22 protein-coding genes, 3 tRNA genes and 1 pseudogene are annotated in these 22152 nt (G+C 41.9%); 19 read left to right on the top strand and 7 right to left on the bottom strand.

All coding sequences use genetic code 11. The features are described from left to right. The first annotated feature begins 31 nt into the window (after positions 1–31). The 13 genes from ACE3PQ_RS05385 (at position 32) to gspK (ending at position 10802) form a co-directional block, all read left to right on the top strand. Positions 32–712 carry a MotA/TolQ/ExbB proton channel family protein gene (locus ACE3PQ_RS05385; RefSeq protein WP_374295890.1) on the top strand — a complete coding sequence of 227 codons (681 nt, stop codon included), beginning with the start codon at positions 32–34 and terminating at the stop codon, positions 710–712. Beyond that, a complete protein-coding gene (locus ACE3PQ_RS05380; RefSeq protein WP_374295887.1) occupies positions 702–1124 on the top strand; it encodes an ExbD/TolR family protein in 423 nt (140 codons plus the stop codon). The genes ACE3PQ_RS05385 and ACE3PQ_RS05380 overlap by 11 nt, the downstream gene beginning before the upstream one ends. A 3-nt stretch (positions 1125–1127) precedes the next feature. Next, positions 1128–2912 carry a lipid A export permease/ATP-binding protein MsbA gene (gene msbA / locus ACE3PQ_RS05375; protein ID WP_374295885.1) on the top strand — a complete coding sequence of 595 codons (1785 nt, stop codon included), beginning with the start codon at positions 1128–1130 and terminating at the stop codon, positions 2910–2912. 5 nt (positions 2913–2917) lie between these two features. Beyond that, complete coding sequence (gene lpxK, locus ACE3PQ_RS05370; protein ID WP_374295883.1) at positions 2918–3964, top strand: tetraacyldisaccharide 4'-kinase; 1047 nt, start codon at positions 2918–2920, stop codon at positions 3962–3964. Positions 3965–3990: 26 nt separating this feature from the next. Continuing rightward, entirely contained in the window at positions 3991–4755 is a 765-nt protein-coding gene (kdsB, locus tag ACE3PQ_RS05365) for a 3-deoxy-manno-octulosonate cytidylyltransferase (protein WP_374295881.1), read from the top strand. Between the two features lie 24 nt (positions 4756–4779). Beyond that, the gene (locus tag ACE3PQ_RS05360; protein WP_374295879.1) at positions 4780–5853 is read left to right on the top strand and encodes a DNA polymerase III subunit delta'; all 1074 of its coding nucleotides are present in this window, start codon (positions 4780–4782) and stop codon (positions 5851–5853) included. A gap of 82 nt (positions 5854–5935) precedes the next feature. Further along, positions 5936–6280, top strand: coding sequence for a PilZ domain-containing protein (locus ACE3PQ_RS05355; RefSeq protein ID WP_374295877.1), 345 nt, complete (start codon positions 5936–5938; stop codon positions 6278–6280). A 106-nt stretch (positions 6281–6386) separates the two neighbouring features. Next, positions 6387–7166 (top strand): TatD family hydrolase, encoded by a 780-nt coding sequence (locus ACE3PQ_RS05350; protein WP_374295910.1) that lies wholly within the window; start codon positions 6387–6389, stop codon positions 7164–7166. Between the two features lie 124 nt (positions 7167–7290). Continuing rightward, positions 7291–7944, top strand: coding sequence for a TetR/AcrR family transcriptional regulator (locus ACE3PQ_RS05345; RefSeq protein WP_374295908.1), 654 nt, complete (start codon positions 7291–7293; stop codon positions 7942–7944). 42 nt (positions 7945–7986) lie between these two features. Next, on the top strand, positions 7987–8637 hold the full coding sequence (locus ACE3PQ_RS05340; RefSeq protein WP_374295875.1) for a Tfp pilus assembly protein FimT/FimU: 651 nt from the start codon (positions 7987–7989) through the stop codon (positions 8635–8637). Then, the gene (gspI, locus tag ACE3PQ_RS05335; protein WP_374295873.1) at positions 8621–9067 is read left to right on the top strand and encodes a type II secretion system minor pseudopilin GspI; all 447 of its coding nucleotides are present in this window, start codon (positions 8621–8623) and stop codon (positions 9065–9067) included. Before ACE3PQ_RS05340 ends, gspI begins: the two co-directional genes overlap by 17 nt. Then, positions 9064–9813: a type II secretion system minor pseudopilin GspJ gene (gene gspJ, locus ACE3PQ_RS05330; RefSeq protein WP_374295871.1), complete on the top strand. Its 750-nt coding sequence runs from the start codon at positions 9064–9066 to the stop codon at positions 9811–9813. The genes gspI and gspJ overlap by 4 nt, the downstream gene beginning before the upstream one ends. Beyond that, on the top strand, positions 9813–10802 hold the full coding sequence (gene gspK, locus ACE3PQ_RS05325) for a type II secretion system minor pseudopilin GspK (protein ID WP_374295870.1): 990 nt from the start codon (positions 9813–9815) through the stop codon (positions 10800–10802). Before gspJ ends, gspK begins: the two co-directional genes overlap by 1 nt. Before the next feature lie 26 nt (positions 10803–10828). On the opposite strand, the gene ACE3PQ_RS05320 is transcribed toward gspK, so the two are convergent. Then, positions 10829–11515: a TetR/AcrR family transcriptional regulator gene (locus ACE3PQ_RS05320; RefSeq protein ID WP_374295868.1), complete on the bottom strand. Its 687-nt coding sequence runs from the start codon at positions 11513–11515 to the stop codon at positions 10829–10831. Between the two features lie 189 nt (positions 11516–11704). Between ACE3PQ_RS05320 and ACE3PQ_RS05315 the strand changes: the two genes are divergently transcribed. After that, the gene (locus tag ACE3PQ_RS05315) at positions 11705–13114 is read left to right on the top strand and encodes a flavin-containing monooxygenase (protein WP_374295865.1); all 1410 of its coding nucleotides are present in this window, start codon (positions 11705–11707) and stop codon (positions 13112–13114) included. 187 nt (positions 13115–13301) lie between these two features. Here ACE3PQ_RS05315 and argG read toward each other — a convergent pair whose 3' ends face one another. Continuing rightward, entirely contained in the window at positions 13302–14645 is a 1344-nt protein-coding gene (gene argG, locus ACE3PQ_RS05310) for an argininosuccinate synthase (RefSeq protein WP_374295863.1), read from the bottom strand. Positions 14646–15105: 460 nt separating this feature from the next. Here argG and clpB point away from each other — a divergent pair, with 460 nt between their 5' ends. Then, a complete protein-coding gene (clpB, locus tag ACE3PQ_RS05305) occupies positions 15106–17685 on the top strand; it encodes an ATP-dependent chaperone ClpB (protein WP_374295861.1) in 2580 nt (859 codons plus the stop codon). 341 nt (positions 17686–18026) lie between these two features. On the opposite strand, the gene ACE3PQ_RS05300 is transcribed toward clpB, so the two are convergent. Together ACE3PQ_RS05300 and ACE3PQ_RS05295 are read right to left on the bottom strand one after the other, a co-directional pair. Continuing rightward, positions 18027–18112, bottom strand: a tRNA-Leu gene (locus ACE3PQ_RS05300). 55 nt (positions 18113–18167) lie between these two features. Further along, positions 18168–18241: transfer RNA gene (locus tag ACE3PQ_RS05295), tRNA-Cys, on the bottom strand. Positions 18242–18393: 152 nt separating this feature from the next. Between ACE3PQ_RS05295 and folD the strand changes: the two genes are divergently transcribed. Continuing rightward, a complete protein-coding gene (folD, locus tag ACE3PQ_RS05290) occupies positions 18394–19242 on the top strand; it encodes a bifunctional methylenetetrahydrofolate dehydrogenase/methenyltetrahydrofolate cyclohydrolase FolD (RefSeq protein ID WP_374295859.1) in 849 nt (282 codons plus the stop codon). A gap of 7 nt (positions 19243–19249) precedes the next feature. Next, on the top strand, positions 19250–19918 hold the full coding sequence (locus tag ACE3PQ_RS05285; protein ID WP_374295857.1) for a methyltransferase: 669 nt from the start codon (positions 19250–19252) through the stop codon (positions 19916–19918). A gap of 47 nt (positions 19919–19965) precedes the next feature. On the opposite strand, the gene ACE3PQ_RS05280 is transcribed toward ACE3PQ_RS05285, so the two are convergent. Further along, positions 19966–20394, bottom strand: coding sequence for a hypothetical protein (locus ACE3PQ_RS05280; RefSeq protein WP_374295855.1), 429 nt, complete (start codon positions 20392–20394; stop codon positions 19966–19968). Positions 20395–20514: 120 nt separating this feature from the next. Here ACE3PQ_RS05280 and ACE3PQ_RS05275 point away from each other — a divergent pair, with 120 nt between their 5' ends. Together ACE3PQ_RS05275 and ACE3PQ_RS05270 are read left to right on the top strand one after the other, a co-directional pair. Next, the gene (locus ACE3PQ_RS05275; RefSeq protein ID WP_374295853.1) at positions 20515–21234 is read left to right on the top strand and encodes a hypothetical protein; all 720 of its coding nucleotides are present in this window, start codon (positions 20515–20517) and stop codon (positions 21232–21234) included. Positions 21235–21298: 64 nt separating this feature from the next. Then, positions 21299–21375 (top strand) — tRNA-Met (locus tag ACE3PQ_RS05270). Between the two features lie 105 nt (positions 21376–21480). Here ACE3PQ_RS05270 and ACE3PQ_RS05265 read toward each other — a convergent pair. Beyond that, the gene (locus tag ACE3PQ_RS05265) at positions 21481–21813 is read right to left on the bottom strand and encodes a hypothetical protein (RefSeq protein WP_374295852.1); all 333 of its coding nucleotides are present in this window, start codon (positions 21811–21813) and stop codon (positions 21481–21483) included. Next, a pseudogene (locus ACE3PQ_RS05260) lies at positions 21810–22152 on the bottom strand (IS1595-like element ISAba36 family transposase); the annotation flags it as partial. The gene ACE3PQ_RS05265 and the pseudogene ACE3PQ_RS05260, both read right to left, overlap by 4 nt.

Genomic DNA, 22152 nt, shown 5'->3' with positions numbered 1-22152 from the left:
CGTCGTTATTTGTTAAAGTATAGAGGGGTCTATGTGGGAATTTATTAAAGCAGGTGGGTGGTTGATGATCCCACTGATCTTGTGTTCAATCATTGCATTAGCGATTTGTATTGAACGCATGATGCGATTGAAAAAATCACAAGTGATTCCAAAAAATTTGGCGAATGAAGTTTTAGCTCGTGCGCAAAGTGGCACATTGAATCTGCAAGATCAGAAGTCATTATTTGCATCGTCTTTGGGTAAAGTTTTGCAAAAAGGCTATATGTTTAAAAGCAAAGGTGCGGATTTTGCACAAAAGCAAATGCAGACAGAAGCCAGTGTACAAATTGCCTCACTTGAAAAAAATATTAATTTCTTAGGCACCATTGGCTCGATTGCACCACTGTTAGGTTTGCTCGGTACTGTGTTGGGGATTATCCAAGCCTTTCTTGCTGTAAATACTGGTGGTGTCACCGATCCTGCACTGCTTGCGCAAGGTGTATCCAAGGCATTGATTACCACGGCAGCAGGTATGATTATTGCCATTCCAGTGTTGATGGCTTATCGCTATTTTCAGCGTGTGATTGTGGAATATGTGGTGGAAATGGAACAACAAGCAACCATATTTCATGCCGCATTGTTTTATGATACAAATTTTAAAATTGTAGAAAATGATGAACCTGCTTATGACGATTCAGCATTGATCGAAGCGCAGGTGGCGGATGAAGTTTAATCGTCCTCGTGTCAATGAGATCGAAGTCAATCTGACTCCGATGATTGATTGTTTATTATTTTTATTGGTTTTTCTCTTGGTATCGACCACTTTTAATCAGCATAGTCGTTTGAATCTGACTTTGCCTGATGCGCAAGGTGTGCCACCGACGTCGATAGATGAGCGTGTGGAAGTCGTCGTTCAAGCCTCTGGAAAATACACCGTGAATGGTCAAGCGCTGGCGGGGAATGATGAAACGCAATTGACTACGGCAATACAGCAAGCAACAGCTGATCGACGTGATATGCCTGTGATCATTGCAGCTGATGCCAAAGCAGCACATCAAGATGTAGTACGTGTCATGGATGTTGCGGGTAAGCTCGGCTTTATCAATATCAATATCAGTACCAAAGTTCCTGCGAGAGGTTATTAATCGGTGAATAAGGCGAAAGATGCAAGTCAACCGAATGCCAGTCAATCAGATGCAAAAAGTGATTTGCAGGTTTATTTTCGCCTATTGAGTTACCTCAAAGTCTATTGGAAAGCAGGCATTTTGGTATTGATTGGTTTTGCGATCAATGCGGCAACCGAAGTGTCGATCGCACAATTGATCAAATACATCATTGATGCGATCAATACCGCCGATCAGTCTGCGAAAAATTTATTTCCAGTCTTAGTGATTTTTCTGTTCTTTTGCCGTGGTTTAGGCTCATTCCTCGGGAATTATTTCTCTGCGGTAATTTCACGCAATTTGGTATTTACTTTGCGTCAGCAGATTTTCGATAAACTGTTAAAATTACCAACAGCTTATTATTTAAATAACTCCAGTGGCCATATAACTGCGAAGATTATTTATAACGTCGAACAAGTCACCGCTGCGTCGACTGAATCATTAAAAACTATTGTACGAGATGGTTTGACGGTGATTTTGCTCCTTGGTTATTTATTTTATATGAATTGGCGGTTGTCACTAACCATTCTCATCATTGCACCTTTAATTGCTTTGGTCATTCGTAAAGCGGCTAAGCGTATGCGTCGCCTGTCAACACAACTGCAAAATAGTATGGGTGATGTTAGCCATGTGGTGCAAGAAGCGGTCAATGGCTACTCCGTAGTGAAAAGCTTTGGTGGGCAAGAATATGAAAAACAACGCTTCCATCGTTATTCATTCGAAAATCTAAAAAAAGGTTTAAAGCTCGTCGTTGTGGTCAGTATCAATACACCATTGGTACAGCTTTTTATGGCGATCGCAATGAGTATTGTGATTTGGATTGCACTGCGTCCGCAAATCATTGGCGATACCAGTGCAGGTGAGTTTGTTGCATATATCACCGCAGCAGGATTATTGAGTAAACCTGTAAAAGCTTTGACGGATATCAATGAAAAAATCCAACGTGGTCTTGCAGCGACCAAATCAATTTTTGATGTGATTGATCAAGCGGATGAGCCAAATCTAGGACAGTTTAAACCGCCGATGTCAGGGCAGATTCAGTTTAACCAAGTTGGCGTCACCTATCCTGATGGCACAAAAGCACTGGATCAAATCAACTTGCACATTGAGTCGGGCGAAACCATTGCATTGGTAGGTCGTTCTGGCGCAGGTAAATCAACTTTGGTCAATACACTACTTCGCTATCAGACGCATCAAGAAGGACAGCTCATTGTCGATGGTCATGAAATCGAAGATATTGAGCTGAATTATTTGCGTCATCATATTGCGATGGTCAATCAACAAGTTATTTTATTTGATCGTACCGTGCGTGAAAATATTGCCTATGGTGAGCTTGCTGATGCAACAGAAGAACAAATCATCGCTGCGTCAAAAGCGGCTTATGCGCATGATTTCATCATGGAGTTACCAAAAGGCTATGACACCAATCTCGGTGCCAATGGTTTAAATCTGTCAGGTGGTCAACGTCAGCGTTTGGCGATTGCACGTGCGATGCTAAAAAATGCACCAATTCTCATCTTAGATGAAGCGACCAGTGCACTAGACAACCAATCTGAGCATTATATTCAACAAGCGCTTGACCAAGCGATGCAAGGGCGTACAACCATTGTCATTGCACATCGACTATCTACCATTGAAAATGCGGATCGCATCGTGGTGATGGATCATGGGCAGATCATCGAAGTGGGTAATCATCAAGAATTACTCGACAAACAAGGTGAATATGCAAAGCTCTATCAGCGGCAATTCCATCTTGATGATGAGCCTTAAATCACATGCGTTTGGCAGAGCAGATACAAAAAGCATGGCATGATCAAGCCAAATGGTTGATTGTACTTCGTCCTTTGTCTTGGCTGTATCGTGCTGTTTTTCTGTGGCAAAAAAATAGTAAATCAAAAGACGCCTATCGTGCGCCAGTACCTGTGATGATCATTGGCAATATTACTGTCGGTGGTAGTGGTAAAACCCCACTAATCATTGCCTTAGTTGAATATTTGCAATCCAAAAATATAAAAGTCGGCGTGATTAGTCGAGGCTATGGAGCAAAAGGCGGGGGTGGTAAAGGTGTAGATGGAAAAGGCGAGTTTCCGTTACTCGTGACTTCGGATTCTACTCCTGATCAGGTGGGCGATGAGCCGACTTTGATCGTACAACGTACTCATGTGCCGATGGCAGTTGGTCCAAATCGTAAAGATGCGATTGAATTGTTATTACAACATCATCACGTGGATTTAATTTTGAGTGATGATGGTTTACAACATTTTGCGCTTGCTCGTGACTTGGAATGGGTAGTTGTTGATGCCAATCGTGGTTTTGGCAATGAAAAGCTTTTACCTGAAGGTTATTTACGAGAGCCATTAAGCCGTTTAGACGAAGTAACGGTGATTGAACATTCGGCACAACCTAAAACTAATTTTAATATGCATCTTGCGCCGAGTACGCCGTATAATTTGGCAGATTGCAACCAGCCTTTCGATGCGAGTTTGCACTATGAGGCGGTGGTGGGTATTGGCTTTCCGCAACGCTTTTTTAAAACCCTCGATGATTTAAACATCTCGTATCAAAAACATGCTTTTGCAGACCATCATGCTTATCAAGCAATTGATTTTGCTGAAATGAATCAGAAGGCAATCATCACCACGGAAAAAGATGCGGTCAAGTTAAAGCAACTTTGGCACAATGATCCTGAGATGTTGGCACGTGTCTGGGTGGTGCCTGTACAAGCGGTATTATCAGAAAACGTCTATCAGTTGTTTAATGATCAGTTGCTCGGTTTAAATCCGAATTTTAAAATCAATCTATCACATCGTCCGAATAGCTAACACGCCAAATAGATGAAGGAAGTTTTATGCGTAAACACATTGTCATCCCTGCACGTTTTGCCAGTTCACGCTTACCGGGTAAACCTCTGCTTAAGATTCATGGTCGAGCGATGATTTTGCGTGTGGTCGATCAAGCCAAAAAAGTCGATGGTTTTGATGATTATTGTGTGGCAACAGATGATCAACGCATCGCTGATGTTTGTTTGGCAGAAGGCATTGATGTGGTGATGACAGATGTTAATCATCCATCAGGCACAGACCGTTTAAGCCAAGTGGCACAGATCAAAGGCTGGTCGGCTGAGGATATTATTGTCAATGTACAAGGTGATGAACCTTTGCTTCCTGCACAGTTGGTCAAGCAGGTGGCACAGCTTTTAGAAGATCAAGCGCAATGTGCGATGGCAACGCTGTGTGAACCGATTCATTCATTGGAAGAATTTGAGCGTGATAGCATTGTCAAAGTGGTGATGAGCAAAACCAAAGAAGCATTGTATTTTAGCCGTGCTACAATTCCGTATGATCGTGATGGCGTAAAACTTGCCGAGCGCACACTACACAACAAAGCCTATCGTCATCTCGGTTTGTATGCCTATCGTGTGCAGTTACTTCAAGATTATGTGACATGGTCGCAAGGTGATTTGGAACAGTTGGAAAGCCTTGAACAGCTTCGTGTTTTAGAAAATGGTCATCGTATTGCCATTGATGTGGCACAGGCGAATTTGCCACCGGGTGTCGATACCCAAGCCGATTTAGACCTTTTAAATGCCATGCCAGTCAGTGCATTTGAATAAATTCTTTTTGCATAGATACAGATCATGTCCATGAACGAAGATCATCATCCGTCTGAATTGCACGATCCTAGTTCGAAGGAACAGGGTATCTATACTTGGCATCATCCGATTTGGCAAAAGCTCACGACACGGTATCCAGAGCTTGGTCATGCGATGTTGTTTTATGGCAAGCAGGGTTGTGGGAAACAGCAGTTTAGTCTGCAATTTGCCAAATGGTTGCTTTGCTTGAATAAATCTGAATTAACAACGACACTTCAAACAGCCTGTGGACAGTGTAAAAGTTGTCACTGGTTTGATGCCGATACGCACCCTCAGCTCAAGCAAATTTCCGCAGATTTTGATGAAAAGAAACAAAGTTATTCAGCGATTAAAATTGATCAAATCCGTGAACTGAATGATTTTATTCAGCAAACCGTTGACGGTTGGCGTGTGGTGCTGATTCATCAAGCGGATAAAATGAATGTCGCTTCGAGTAATGCCTTACTGAAAACTTTGGAAGAACCGGGTGATCGGGTGTTGATGATTTTAGTCAGCGATGCCATGTTGCAACTTTCGGCAACCATTCGTAGCCGTGTACAACAATATGCTTTAGATCGAATCGGCATTTCGCAAGCGCAACTGTATTTATCTCAAAATGCTTTAACGACATCTGAAAATCACAATGAATTCACCGCAGATGAGAAACAGATTGCTTTAGCTTTAGCACATCACATGCCGTTAAAGGCACAAGACATTTTAAATAGTCCGTGGTTTGCAAAACGACAAAGTTTTGCTCAAGCGTGGACAAACTTGGTGAAATACAAACAGCAACCGATTAAATTTGCCAATGACTGGCTCAAGGAATTGGACTTTAAAGCACTGATGATGATGCTTCGTTTTAACCTGCAGGATATGACGGCATATAAATTACAGCAAGCAATCAAACAGTCCGATCTCGACATTGCTGATTTACAACAGTATTATAGTTTGCAGCAGCTATTTGATTTAGATAAAACGTTCAATCAAGTGCCAATACAGCTTGGACAGAATGTGCAAAGTGCATTGATATTTGAGCAGCTTTGTATGCAGTTGATGAACGTTGAAGGGGTAAGTGTTTAATTTTGTCGCTTTCACGATGATAGGAACGACGATTAAACACTCTAAATGATACAGCATAAAAAATAACACAGGGAGTATGTTGATGATTCCACCACGTGGCGGTGCCATTATTCAAACCAATATGCCAGATCAGGCAAGCTTACAAGCTTGCTATATGCCTTTCGTGCTGGGTGGTGGGTTATTTGTGCCATCTAAGCAAGAGGTGACGCTAGGGCAAGAGCTTCTCGTCATTGCGTCATTGCCTGAACAATCACAAAAATATCCAGTCACAGGCAAAGTGATTTGGATTTCACCTCGTCAACAAGGTTCAAAGCCACAAGGTTTTGCGATTCAGTTGGATGGTGAAAAAGGCATGGCATTTAAAAATGAAGCGGAAAAAATGTTGGCAGGGCACCTTACCTCGGATAAGCCAAGCTATACCCTATAAAACCGATCGTCGTGAATCAATACTTTTGGGCTGAAATCACACATCAGTGAATGGGCAGATGTGATAAAATGACCAAGCTAAATTTATATGTTGTAAAAGTTTTATGATGCAGTTTGTGGATTCTCATTGTCACCTGACGATGCTTGAGCTAAAGCCGTATGACGGAGATGTGCATGCCGCCATTGATGCGGCAATGCAGGCGGGTGTCAGTCGGATGATGGGCATATCTGTGGCATTGGATGATCATATTGCGCTGTCCAAGATCGCATCAGCGCATGAACATGTCGGTTATAGCGTTGGTGTGCACCCGTGTGAAGATCCAGAGATGATGGCTCGGGCAACAGTTGAAGAGCTTGTTTCGTTAGCGCAGTCTGATAAAGTCTGGGCGATCGGTGAAACAGGCTTGGATTATTACCACAGTACCGATTTCATTCAAGAGCAAAAAGATTGTTTTGCACGGCATATCCAAGCTTCGCAACAAGTTGGCAAACCTTTGGTGGTACATACCCGCAGTGCCAAGACAGATACCATTGATGTGCTCAAAGCAGAAAATGCGACACATGGTATTTTGCATTGTTTTACCGAAGATTGGGATACTGCAAAAGCGGTGCTAGATTTGGGATTTTATATTTCTTTCTCAGGAATTATTTCCTTTAAGAATGCGCAAGATTTGCGTGATGTCGCCAAGCAAGTGCCGTTAGATCGGGTGTTGATTGAAACAGATAGCCCTTATCTTGCGCCTATGCCATATCGGGGTAAGCCGAATGAGCCGAAATATGTGCCTTTTGTAGCACAGGCTTTGGCAGATATTTATGGTGTATCGGTAGAGAAAATAGCCGAGCAGACCACAGATAACTTTTTACGAATTACAGGTTTGAGTGCATAATCTAGGTTTAATGCGGTTTGAAAATGTTATAGTGATCCAAAGCATGTGATGCGACATAGAATATCAAAATACAGTTGTCATGAATTGATGTGAGAATTTCAACATGAAGAATTTAGACCAGCAGATGGAACGACAAGCGCAGTTTAAGGCGCGCGAAGAACTTATCTTTTCGACTGCGGAAAATTTATTGTTGGAATATGGCGAATCTGGCATGACATTGGACACTTTAGCTGCCGATCTTGATATTGCTAAAGGTACGCTGTATAAGCATTTTCAAAGTAAAGATGAGTTGTATATTTTATTGATCATACGCAATGAGCAAAAGCTGTTAGATATGATCTATGACACGGAAAAAGAATTCCCCGAGCATCTTGCTTTTTTTATGTTGCATCAGTTGCACCATCCTGAGCGTACTGTGCTATATCATCAGATCGAAGAACGCCTAGCCAACACAGGGCAAGGGTTACAAAGTTTATTTCAAGATCTTTATCAAATCCGTAAAAAACGCTTACGGATTATCATTCGCCTGACAGAACATTATTTAAAATACATTCAAAGCGCCATGCCTGTACGTGATTATTTAGCCTCTATTTGGTCGATTACCCAAGGTGCGGCGGCGATTCTCAACTCGACCTATTATCAGCGTTATTTGGGTGAGCGTGACAGTCTGCGAGTGTCATATATTGAGCAAGTTTTGGCTTTGCCGAAGAATGCTCGTGAAGAAGCCTTCGATGAGCAAGAGTCACAAGCCATGCAAAATGCCGATCAGCAAAAATAGTTGATGATTGGATTGAGTGAAAATTAAAGCATCGAGCGTATCGTGAACAATAAAAATAAAGTCAAACAAATCACCAAATCTCAACAAGGTTTTACCTTGATCGAAGTCATGCTCGTCATCGTGATCATGGCGGTGATGGCAAGTCTTATCGTGATGAATGTCCAAGGCGTCGATCAACGCAAAGTGATGCAAGCTCGTGAATTATTGGTTTTAAATTTAAAGAAAATCCGTTTGGAATCAGCTGATCAAGGGCGAATTTTGGGTTTGCTCATTCAGCCTGCGACAGATATTGCGCCTGCACAATATGAAGTGGTGGAATATCGTCCGCAAGCCAATCCTGACAATTCAAATCAAAGCCAGCCAAATCTAAACCAGTCCACTCAAAGTCAATCCACTCAAAGTCAATTTACTCAAAATCAGCCGATGCGTGAGCGTGATCAATACCGCTGGCAATTGGCAACCGATTTCGACAGTCAGACTTTACCTGAGCAAAGTAGCTTACAGATTCAAAGTCTTGATCATCAGTTGAATTTGGCTGTACTCAAACAAAATGATGCCTTACCACAGATTATTTGGCTTGGTAATGGTGAGGCAGTCCCAGTACGCATTCAGCTATATTTGCAACAACAACAAGTCGGCGATGCCATTGTGCTCAATCGACTCGGCTCGGTGAGTGATGAAGAAGACTTGTAGGCAGAACTTTCAGCATCGACGATTCATTGCATTTGGCTCTACTTTGCGTGGCTTTACCTTGCTTGAGGTGATGGTGGCATTGGCAATCTTTGCGACCACAGCATTGGCATTGATGAAAATTGCCATGAACTATACCCAGTCAATTCAGCAAAATGAGCTACGAACTTTAGCGCATTTCGTTGCGATGAATCAGGCGGCGGAGCTTCGGATTGAAAAGGAGTGGCTCACAGGCAGTCAAAGTGAAGACATTACTGAGCAAGGCGAGCAATGGCGTATTCAAAAGCAGTCTTATGAAACCATTAGTCCAGATGTGCAACGTATTGAAATCCAAGTGTTGCATCTTGACCCTGATAATGCTGAAAAAGTACAAGGTGTAACCACGTTATCGGTATTTAATTATCGGCAATCGCAAGAGGGAAGCGCACAATGAATGCGATCACTCAAAAGCACGCAGTACGGCTAAAATCTACTTCTGGATTTACTCTCGTTGAAGTGTTGGTAGCGATAGCGATCTTTGCGGTACTTAGTGCAGCAGGGTGGATGGTGTTCGACCAACTGATCAAGACTCGTGAGCGCAATACAACGCATCTTGAGCATCTGCAACAATTACAATTTGCATATATGCAAATACAGCGTGATTTGAGTCAGATTGTACCGTTGTCAGGGCGAGAGGGTGAAGAAAGCTACCCTGCATTACAACTGGAAAATCAGCAATTAAAGTTTAATAAAGCAGGCGTGATTGATCCTTTGCAACAGGGTTTGGATCGCTTTGAATTTGTTGAATATCGTTTTGATCCCGACAAACAAGCCTTGATGCGTTATGACAATGCCTATATTTACCGTAAGCAAAGCCAAGATATGCAAGGTGATGTGCTGATTGCACCGATTGAAAATCTACAAATTCAAGCCCTTGATCCTGCTGTACAAACACAGTGGCCTGCACAAAGCGTAACCGATACCGATTCAACAGAATATTTGATGTCACAGCTTCCACAGGGTGTAGTTTTAAGTTTTGATTATCAAGGGCGAGCCATTCGCTGGGTGTTCAGTACAGCTAAAAATATGCCTACAACTGAAACTGAATCGGGCACCAATGGCAACAGTTCAAATAACGGTTCAAACAATAATTCAGATAGCGATTCGAACAATAGTGCTGAAAATGGGAGCACGAGCTAATGACCAAGCCGAACCATTTTTCAGTGAATCATCACTTTTCAAAATCATCGCAAAGCGGTGTGGCGTTACTGACCATTTTAATTATGGTAGTGCTTGCCACCATTCTTGCGGTGAGTATTTTGCGCTATCAAAATGCCAATTTGGAAGAAACTAAGTTGCTATTACGTCAAGATCAGGCGTTGCAATATGCGTGGTCTGCAGAATATTTTTTCTCAGAATTGCTCATTCAAGATGCCAAAGACAATAGCACCGACAGCTTAAATGAAAATTGGGCGCAACCTTTTCCGCCGTTTCCTGTGGAGGACGGTGTGGTCACAGGTCAGCTCCATGATGAGCAAGGGCGTTTTAATCTCAATAGCTTATTGAATGAAAATGGCGAAAAGAACGAAACTGCGGTGCTGTTTTTCCAAGCGATGTTAGAGCGACTAAATCTTGATCCAAATCTAGTTGAGGCAGTGATTGATTGGCAAGATGCCGATAATGAAACCGTTGGCGCGATGGGCGCTGAGAATAGCTATTATCAAGGTGTGCAAGCAGGCTATCTTGCACCAAATCAGATGTTTAGCAGTGCCAAACAGTTGCAATGGGTACGTGGCTTTGAAGGGGAGAATTATCACCGGATTGCGCCTTACATTTCTGCTTTGCCATCTCGAAGTACTAAGATCAATATTAATACGGCCGATCCTTTTGTCTTGGCATGCTTGAACCCACGACTTGACCCGATGGCTGTGGCGAATACCATGAAAGCACAGCGTCAGAATTTGGAAACTTTAAGCAGTTTTTCTGACCTTTGGAATTTGGATGGATTTAGTGCGGTGACTGAAGATCGTGAGAATTATTCGGCATTATTTGATGTGTCTTCATCGTTTTTTGTTGCGGAGATACAGGTGATGTTATCCGAGCGCAAGCGCAGTATTCAAAGCCATTTGTATCGAAATAAAGAAATCGTACAAAGCTATCGACATGATTGGCATGGTGCGGATTTTTAGTCAAACCTAAATAAATCTGTGTAGCTTCATTCGTTGGAATAATCCATTTCTATATTTTGCATATTAGCTTGTGATAACAATAAATGCGTGCCTTGAATCATATAAGACATTGATCGAATTAAAGTTTGTTTATCCGTTTGATAATGGCTGAGATACCACAGGCTTGTGGTTTGACTGATTGCACCGATCACACCAATGGCAATGGTCGTCACTTCCGCTTTGGGAATCTTTAAATCAGGATAAATATTCATACTGAGTTGCGCAAATAAATTGGCAAAATTTTGAATCGTCGAAATATATAGCTGATCAATCGTTTCACTCACACCAAGCACTTCGAACCATACGATTTTTGCCGTTTTGGGTTTTTCTGCAACAGCAAAAAATACTTCTAAAGTTTGCTCAATCAATGTTTTGATGGAAGCGTGATTGATATTTTGTGAAATGGAGGTCAAAACCGCTGTTTCAATATGTCGAATTTCACGCTGATATACTTCAGCCAAGAGTTGTTCAATACTCTGAAATGATTCATAAAAATAACGATCAGTCAGACCTGCTTGTTTGCACAAGTTGCGCACAGTAGTCTGCCGAAAACCAATCGTCCCAAACAATTCATGAGCAGCCTCAATGAATTGTAATTTCCGCTTTGCTTGTCGATCTTCAAGACTCTCACCTGCGTAGGTGCGACCTTGTATGGCGTGTGATGAATTTTTCATAGCTTAAGTTGTACGTGTATAAAATATTTGACAACTCATGTTGTCAGATGTAGATTATCAACATTCTGAAGAGAAGTGTAGTCACATTTAAATCTGATGACAAGTATCTTCAAATAGGTATTTTTAAAAAAATTGCTGACATGATCAGACACAAAGTGCATGGAATCAGCAGAAATAAAGGTGATACAGATGACATCGGTACAGGTTTTGATTATCGGTAGTGGTTTTGGTGGGCAGTGTACTGCGATCAATTTACTTAAGCGTGGACTGCAAGATTTCTTGATCATTGAGCGCCGTGACTTCATGGGTGGGACGTGGTGTCAAAATAGCTATCCCGGTGCGTCTGTGGATGTGCAGTCACCACTGTATTCGATCTCACACGAACCGTATGCGTGGAGTCAGATGTTTGTCGAGCAAGCAGAGCTTGAGCAGTACACTAATCATGTGATTGATAAATATGATCTTCGAAGTAAAACCAAGACCAATGCCAATGTTGTAAGAGTCGAATGGGATAAAGCAACCAGTCGCTGGTTGGCGCATATTGAAAATGGCGAAGTGATCTCAGCACAGTTTGTCGTCAATGCCTCAGGGCCACTCAGTACACCAGTGATTCCAAACTTTAAAGGTCGTGATACCTTCAAAGGTGAATCGTTCCATACCAATAATTGGAATCATGATTATGACTATCGTGGCAAACGTGTAGCGATCATTGGTAGTGGCGCAAGTGCTGCACAGGTGATTCCTGCGATTGCTGAAGATGTGGCTCACCTCCATGTTTTCCAACGCTCTCCGCATTGGGTGATGCCTCGACCAGATTACAAATTTAGCCAAACACAGCAAAAATTAGTCGGCAATAAGCTGATACACAAAGGTGTTCGAACGGCGATTTATTGGCAGTTGGAAACCCGTATGATCGGTTTTAAATATTCCAAAGCGATGCTCAATGTCGTTGCGCAACGTGCTGCACTGAAACATATCAAAAATCAAATTAAAGACCCAAAAATGCGTAAAGCAGTGACGCCAGATTACACCATCGGTTGTAAGCGCATTATCTTGTCCAATACGCTTTATCCTGCACTGAGTCGGGACAATGTGACCTTGCATACCAAAGATTCAGGCATTCAGTCGATTGATGAAAAGGGTATTCACACATCTACAGGAAAGCATCTTGATGTCGATTTGATCATTTACTCCACAGGTTATGATGCGACCGATGGCGTGATTTCTTATCCTGTGGTGGGTAAGCAAGGCAATCAGTTATCTGCATTTTGGGAAGAATATCCACGTGCGTATATGGGTACGACGATTCCAGATTTTCCAAACTTCTTTGTGGTGACAGGACCAAATACAGGAATTGGGCATACCTCAGCAATATTCGTGATTGAAGCGCAAATGAACTACATCATGAAAGCCATTGAGGCGACCAAGTTGCGTGGTAAGTCTGTCATTGAAGTGACGAAGCAAGCAGAAAGTGACTATACCCAAATGATTCATCATGAGATGAAAAGTACAGTGTGGCAATCGGGTGGTTGTAATAGTTGGTACAAGAGCAAAAGTGGACATGTGATTGCAATGTTCCCGGGTTTTAGCTTTACCTAATACCAACTCGCAAATAAGTTTCAATCAAATCATCATGAGTTTTCATAAGCTTCTTTCAAAGTATTAATGAACCAATAAGATCATGACGTCTGCGGTAAAGTTAAGAAGTGTAAAATAGTCAACAGACCTTAAATTTACACATAAAAAATGCCAGTCGAAACTGGCATTTTTTTATTCAATACATGAATTATTTTTTGTTATTTTCCAATTGCGGTACAGCAGAACCCTGTCCGAGTGACAATAAACCTGTATCCGTATAGATACCGAGTTTTGCACGGGTATCGGTAATATCCAGATTACGCATGGTGAGCTGACCGATACGATCCATCGGCGTAAACATTGAATCGCCTTTTTCCATCGTCAAGCGTTCTGCTTCATAAGTGAGGTTCGGTGATTCAGTATTTAAAATACTAAAGTCATTACCACGACGGAGCTCAAGGGTTACAGTGCCCGTAATTGCTTTTGCCACCCAACGCTGCGCAGTTTCACGAAGCATCAATGCTTGAGAATCGAACCAACGACCTTGATAGAGTAAGCGACCAAGACGCAGACCATTGATACGGTATTGCTCGATGGTATCTTCATTGTGAATACCTGTGATCAAACGCTCATAAGCAATGTGCAATAACGCCATACCTGGAGCTTCGTAGATACCACGAGATTTCGCTTCGATGATACGGTTTTCGATCTGATCTGACATGCCTAGACCGTGACGACCACCGATACGATTGGCTTCAAGAATCAATTCAACTGGATCGTTAATGCGTTTGCCATTGAGTGCAACTGGCATGCCTTCTTCAAAGGTGATTGACACTTCTTCCGCTTTGATTTCAACGTCATCTTTCCAGAACGCCACGCCCATGATCGGCTCAACGATTTTTACGCCAGCATTTAAGAATTCTAAATCTTTGGCTTCATGTGTTGCACCAAGCATGTTTGAGTCAGTCGAGTAGGCTTTTTCTTTCGACATTTTGTAGTCGAAGCCATTGTCGATCAAGAATTGTGACATCTCAGCACGACCGCCAAGCTCGTCGATAAACACTTGATCGAGCCACGGTTTGTAGATTTTCAACTCTGGATTGGTCAGCAAACCATAGCGGTAGAAACGCTCAATGTCGTTCCCTTTGTATGTTGAACCATCACCCCAAATGTTGACATCATCTTCTTTCATTGCAGTAACGAGCATTGTACCTGTCACAGCACGACCAAGTGGTGTCGTGTTGAAATATGGAATACCGCCAGTCGAGATATGGAATGCACCACATTGAATCGCTGCAATCCCTTCTAAGGCAAGTTGCAAACGACAATCGACCAATCGTGCTTTGGTTGCACCATATTCTTCAGCTTTCTTCGGAATGGCATCATAGTCATCTTCGTCAGGTTGACCTAAGTTTGCAGTATAGGCAAAAGGCGATGCGCCTTTTTGCTTCATCCAAAGCAGTGCTGCAGAAGTATCCAAACCACCAGAGAATGCGATACCTACTTTTTTGCCTACAGGTACATTTTGCAAGATCGTTGCATTATCAGTCATGAGCCATCCTAATTCGTCTATCTAGTATCTAACTAACGATTTCTATAAGTGACTTTGCCTACAATACGTTTAAAGAAACGGATCGAAGCCAGTCGAATCAAAAAAATTGGCAGTATTGTAGCACTTTTCAGCGTCATTGTTTTTGGGAAATTTGGAATATCTGCAAATAATCAAATGGCGAAAAATATAAAAGCATTTGCAAAAAACCGTTTTAGCTTTCTATCTAAGTTAGAAGTTCAATTCGGGAGGGCGTAAATGAATGAGTCGTACTATTGAGCATGGTAGCTAAAAAGTACAATTAAAATAACCTTGAAAAAAGTCAAATTAAACACCATTAATAAAACTGACTTTTATCTAAAATTTAGACATAAAATTTTGAAAAATATCAATAAATAATACTTGAAATTATGCGAGTTGCACTTATCTATGAGTCATGTCAATATTTTTAGGATAATAACAAATGCGTTTTGAAAAATTCTCTGATCGACTTCAACAAAGTCTCTCTGATGCACAGTCTTTAGCCACAGGCAAAGATCATACTGCAATCAGTACCTTACATATTCTTGCCACCTTGTTGGAAGAATCATCCAATCAAAGTCTACTGCAACAGGCAGGTGTTAAACTCACTGAGCTGAAAGATAAACTGAATCAAGCGCTCCAAGATGCGCCAACCATTGCCAATCCAACAGGCGATGTCAATCTCAATCCAGAAGCGGCGAAAGTGCTGAATCTGGCAGATAGCTATGCGCAAAAGGCTGGGGATGAATTTCTCACCACAGATTGGGTGCTTTTGGCTTTGGCGGAGCAGGGTGAAACCCACAAATTGTTCACTGCCGCAGGTGGTGATGGCAAAAAATTGCGTAGTGTGATCGAAAAAATTCGAGGAAATGAAAAAGTGACCACCAGTAACCATGAAGAAAATCGTGATGCGCTTGGCAAATACACCATTGATTTAACCGATCGTGCGCTCGCAGGCAAGCTCGATCCTGTGATTGGTCGTGACGATGAGATTCGTCGTACCATTCAAGTGCTATCACGCCGTACCAAAAACAATCCTGTACTGATCGGTGAGCCAGGTGTCGGTAAAACTGCAATTGTCGAAGGTTTAGCACAGCGCATCGTCAATGGTGAAGTGCCTGAAAGTCTGAAAGGCAAACGAGTATTATCCTTAGATTTAGGTTCACTATTGGCAGGTGCAAAATATCGTGGTGAGTTTGAAGAGCGCCTCAAAGCCGTGCTGAAAGAACTGGCAAAGCTAGAAGGTCAAGTGATCTTATTTATCGATGAGATTCATACCCTTGTAGGCGCAGGTAAAACTGACGGTGCGATGGATGCAGGCAATATGCTGAAACCTGCATTGGCACGTGGCGAATTACGATGTGTCGGTGCGACCACCTTAGACGAATATCGCCAGTATATCGAAAAAGACCCTGCGCTTGAACGTCGCTTCCAAAAAGTCTTGGTGGATGAGCCAAGTGTGGAAGATACAATTGCCATCTTGCGTGGTCTTAAAGAGAAATATGCCACCCATCATGGCGTACAAATTTTAGATTCGGCGATTATTGCTGCGGCGAAAATGTCACAGCGCTATATCACCGATCGTCAATTGCCAGATAAAGCCATTGATTTGATTGATGAAGCCGCTTCACGTATCAAGATGGAATTGGACTCAAAACCTGAGGCTTTGGATAAACTCGATCGCCGTTTGATTCAGCTGAAAATGCAGTTTGAACAGGTAAAAAAAGAGGAAGACGCAGGCTCGAAATCTCAAGCATCGTTACTTGAGCGTCAAATTAACGAAACGCAAAAAGAGTATAATGACCTTGAGGAAGTGTGGCGTGCCGATAAAGCCTTGGTCGAGGGCAATAAAGATGTGCAAGTGAAATTAGACCAAGCCAAAATAGCACTTGAGAAAGCACAACGTGAAGGTGATTTGGCAGAAGCAGGGCGGTTGCAATATGGCGTGATTCCAGAGCTACAAAAGCAATTGGAAAAAGCCGAAGTCGCAGATGAAAATGAAGCACCAAAATTACTGCGAAACAAAGTCACCGATAATGAAATCGCTGAAGTGGTCAGTGCCGCAACAGGGATTCCTGTGTCGAAAATGCTACAAGGTGAACGTGACAAGCTTCTGAATATGGAGAGCTTCTTGCACAATCGTGTGGTCGGACAAGATGAAGCGGTGAAAGCGGTATCCAATGCGGTGCGTCGTTCACGTGCAGGGCTGTCTGATCCGAATCGTCCAAGTGGTTCATTCTTGTTCCTTGGACCAACAGGTGTCGGTAAAACAGAGCTGACCAAGGCATTGGCGAATTTCTTATTCGATAGTGATGACGCCATGATCCGTATCGATATGAGCGAATTTATGGAGAAACACAGTGTCAGCCGATTGGTGGGTGCGCCTCCAGGTTATGTCGGTTATGAAGAGGGTGGTGTACTCACTGAAGCGGTACGCCGTAAACCATATAGCGTGATTTTGTTCGATGAGGTGGAAAAAGCTCATCCTGATGTGTTCAATATTTTATTGCAAGTGTTAGATGATGGGCGCTTGACTGATTCGCAAGGTCGAGTGGTGGACTTTAAAAATACCGTGATCGTGATGACCTCGAATCTTGGCTCGCAAGATGTGCGTGAGCTGGGTGAAGGGGCAAGTGATGACGATGTCCGTGCGGTGGTAATGGCGGCGATCGGTCAGCATTTCCGTCCAGAATTCATCAACCGTATCGATGAAGTAGTGGTATTCCACGGTCTACAAAAATCACAAATGCGTGATATCGCAGATATTCAGCTTGATCGCTTGCGTGATCGTCTTGCCGAGCGTGAGATTGGTTTACGTATCGAAGATGATGCCTTTGGTTTGTTGATTGATGCGGGCTATGATCCTATGTTTGGTGCAAGACCGCTGAAACGTGCGATTCAATCCAAAGTGGAAAATGAACTGGCAAATGATATTTTGTCAGGGAAATTTAGCGCAGGCGATACCATCGTAGTGTCCAAAGACGGCGATCACTTGGCTTTTGAGAAACTCAAGTTGAGCTAACTGTTAAGTCTCATATTGAAATCCTTCGATTGAATCAGTCGAAGGATTTTGATTGTTTAATATCTATCCGGGCGGATTTAAACATTATGTTTGAAGTTAAGAAATATGTGAAGATTCCAATTTAGTGCAAAATACACGGTAAAATTTTAGTGCAAAATAAAGTATAAATTAGTGCAGAATGAGGTGAAAACTTACATTTACAAAAATTATTTGGTTTGTTTGAAAATATATAAATAACAATATCTTATGGGCATTATCTAAATTTTAGGCATAAAAAACTAGCCATTACGCTAGTCATTTTACATCAAACTTTATTTTTTAAATCTGATGTCACCATAAAATGGTGCCCGGGGCCGGACTCGAACCGGCACGCTTTGAGGGCGGGGGATTTTAAATCCCCTGTGTCTACCTATTTCACCACCCGGGCGTACATTCTAATGTTAGCAATTTATTTAAAGTCTTATGCTTAGACTCACCAATTTTGGAGGCGGAGGTCGGAATCGAACCGGCGTACACGGAGTTGCAGTCCGCTGCATGACCACTCTGCCACCCCGCCTTATTGGTGAAGCACATATTAGCAACCTTTGAGAAAAAAACAATACTATCGGCTGAGAATATGCGCAGAAAAACAACATCTAAGCGCAATTTTCAGGGTTTTTCATGTATGATTTGCACAATAAAATTTTTGTTGAATCGTGGAGACAGGCTGTGGCAGTGGTATTGGATGGTCGTGCGTTAGCAAATAAAATTGAAGCAGATTTATTGACTCGTGTAGAGGCATTAAAAACCAATACTGGTCGTACACCAATTTTGGCGACCATCTTAGTCGGTGATGATGGTGCATCTGCAACGTATGTACGTATGAAGGGCAATGCTTGTCGTCGTGTGGGCATGGATTCTTTAAAAATTGAATTGCCACAAAGCACCACCACCGAACAGCTTTTAGCAGAAATTGAAAAACTTAATGCCAATCCCGACGTACATGGTATTTTGCTTCAACATCCAGTGCCTGAACAGATTGATGAACGTGCGTGTTTTGATGCAATCAGCCTTGAAAAAGATGTCGATGGCGTGACTTGTCTTGGCTTCGGTCGTATGGCGATGGGCGAGCCTGCTTATGGCTCTGCAACGCCACAAGGCATCATGACCATTCTTAAAGAATATGGCATCGAAATCGCTGGTAAACATGCAGTAGTTGTTGGTCGTTCAGCGATCTTAGGTAAGCCAATGGCAATGATGTTGCTTCAAGCTAATGCGACTGTGACGATTTGCCATTCACGTACACAAAACCTTGCAGAGTTGGTGAAGCAAGCTGATATCGTCGTCGGCGCAGTGGGTAAAGCAGAGCTGATCAAGAAAGACTGGATTAAACAAGATGCTGTCGTGGTTGATGCAGGTTTCCACCCACGTGACGGTGGTGGTGTCGGTGATATCGAATTACAAGGCATTGAAGCAGTTGCTTCTGCTTATACACCTGTACCTGGTGGCGTTGGGCCAATGACCATTACCACATTAATTCGCCAAACAGTAGAAGCTGCTGAAAAAGCATTTGGTTAATTGCTTGGTGAATACACTCTCAAATCATTCGAGCGCACCACAGCAACTGTTGGATGCGCTTCATCTGGTTATTCCAAACTGTGAATTAACAGCACAATATTTGCCTGATACGCCAATCCAGTTGTGGTTGATTCCGCCTGTATTTTCTAATGATCGCTTAGATGATGAAGTCATTCGCAAGATTTGGAATAAAACGCCATATTGGATTTTCTGCTGGGCATCTGGTTTGGCGATGGCGCAGTGGCTGTTCGCAGAGCCACATCATGTCAAAGATAAAGTGGTTTTGGATTTTGGTGCAGGCTCTGGTGTAGTAGCAATCGCTGCGAAGATGGCGGGTGCAAAGCGAGTGATTTGTTGTGATATTGATTTAATCAGTCTTGAGTCATGTCGTGAGAATGCCAAACTGAATCAAGTTGAATTAGAATATTTAGATGATTTGTATCAAGCCGAACAGGTCGATGTACTTTTAGCCGCAGATGTTTTATACGACCAATGCAATCGCTTCTTTCTCGATGAATTTTTAAAATTTGCACCAGAAGTGTGGGTTGCAGATAGCCGTGTGAAAAATTTTAGTCATCCAAACTATATAAAAACTGATGAACGAAGTGCGACGACTTGGCCAGACCTTGATGAAGCCAAAGAGTTTCGCAATGTCAGTTTTTATAAGACGCTATAATTTTTATCAATAGCGTCTTTTTTATGTTTTAGTCGTGATTTTATGGTTTATGCACTACAGGTATAGAGAATAACATTGAGCGTTCTTGGTTGAGTTTCCAAACCTTGACGAGAAGCATAGTCATCAGTGCCTGATAGACTTGGTGTATTAGATAATCCGAATGTTGCACGCGTTTGACCGATATTCACGCCTTGAGCGCTTGGATTGTTCGTTTGAGTATTGACTTCACTACTTCCCAAAATATTGATCATATAGGTTTTATCAGAACCAAGCACTTGTTGGCATGCGCTTTGGAGTTTGGCTTGAACCTTCGCTTGGTCAGCATCTGCAGAGAGCGTGTATTTGAGAGTTGTAGTTTGCTTACTTTGAGAAACAATTTCATAGCCTGATTTGCCGTTGAATTGTTGCGCTGTGGTTTGACAGCCAAGAAAGAGTACAGGGCTGATAAATGTGAAAAGATATGCTAATTTATTCATGTCGATTGATCCCTGCTTCATAATATTTCGTTTTGAGTATGACATATCTTGGACGATGATAAAATAATGCTTCTAGGGAAATAATTTTTAAAATAAACATAATTTTTAAGGAGAATCATAATGCACCCGATTGCTTCAATACACGACAATATTTGCAAATTATATGATGGAGTATTTTGGGTACGTGGCAGTGCACAGTTAATGCCTTTGATGCAGATCAATCGAAATATGATCATTATTTCAGTTGAGAATGAGCTGACCTTGATCAATCCTGTACGACTTGATTCGCATGGTTTATCACAACTTGATGCGCTAGGGCGAGTTGTGCGAGTGATACGATTGGGCGACTTTCATGGCATAGATGATGCGTTTTATGTGGATCGTTATCAATGTGAATTTTGGGCGCAAGCGGGACAATCGACTTATAAAACACCTAAAATCACACATTTGATCGAAACAGAAACGCTAACCCCTTTGCCTAATACAGAATTTTTTATATTTGAGTCGGCACGTTATCCTGAAGCTGCGCTACTGCTTAAAGCACATCAATTGTTAATCACAACGGACAGTGTGCAATATTATAGTGATCAGCATTTATTCTCATTTTTAGCACGTAAAACATTTTCATTGGTGTTTAAGCAAGGCATGAATATTGGCCCTTTTTGGCTAAAACGGGTCACACCCAAAAGTCGTTCATTGCACGGAGATTTCCAAAAGTTACTTCAGCTTGATTTTGATGCATTGATCGCTGCGCATGGTAATTTAAAGCGTTCTGGAGCAAAGCAAGCGGTGAGGGAAGTCGTTGAAAAAATATTTAAGACGGTTTCGACTATAGATTAAGCATTTAGTTATTTAGAGTCTTGACGAAGTGCTTTGAAAATATAATAATGCGCCCACAGTTTACGGCTATGTAGCTCAGTTGGTTAGAGCACCGCACTCATAATGCGGGGGTCACAAGTTCAAGTCTCGTCATAGCCACCATTTTTATAGGTCATACTCCCATGTATGACCTTTTTTTTTGCTTAAAATTTTATAAGATCGTTTGAGGTTATTTTGCAGACGAATTTAGTGCTCAGTGATTTGCTTTTAGGATTTGTTGTTTAAAACCTGATTGATTTCATTAATCGTCTGTTCAGCTTGGAAAAATGGTTGAATCATTTGATCAATAAAAGCATCTAACAGATTTAATTCATCTAAACGCTTGAGAATACTTGGTGCAAAGCGTTCTGCTTCAAGTTGTATGTCTTCAATCTTCAAGCCTGTTGAGAGGAAAAGCTCATAAATTGATTCTTCTGCGAATGTGTCGTAGAAGTAATGAATGCCCTCTTTAATGATCTGCTGAAAGGTGTCGTTATGACGGAAGACTTTCCAAAACTCATAACTTAGAATAAATAACGGGGCTGTAGTAGATAAGGTCAAATACCCGTCCAATCCAACAATATTTCGAGCTGTTGTTTTGGACTCCCATAGTTAAATCTAAACTCACATTCTTTAATAAACAATGGAAAGGCATTTCGGTCAATCCCATTGTACTTCCTTAGGATGCGTTTAGCTTGATTCCAGAAATTTTCTACTCCATTAATATGATTTCGACCTTTTGCAAAATCTTTAGAATGATTAATTCGCTCATGATAAAAACAATTAACATCAAGCACATTGTAGCTTCGATAGCTATCAGTATAAACCACACTATCAGGCGCTACTTTACGTGTAATAACAGGCATTAATGTATCAGACTTGGTATCAGGGACAACCTTG

The sequence above is a fragment of the Acinetobacter sp. genome, from assembly GCF_041911495.1.
GTDB lineage: Bacteria > Pseudomonadota > Gammaproteobacteria > Pseudomonadales > Moraxellaceae > Acinetobacter.
The sequence above is the reverse complement of the archived record's forward strand: the minus strand, read 5'-3'. Positions and strand labels throughout refer to the sequence as shown.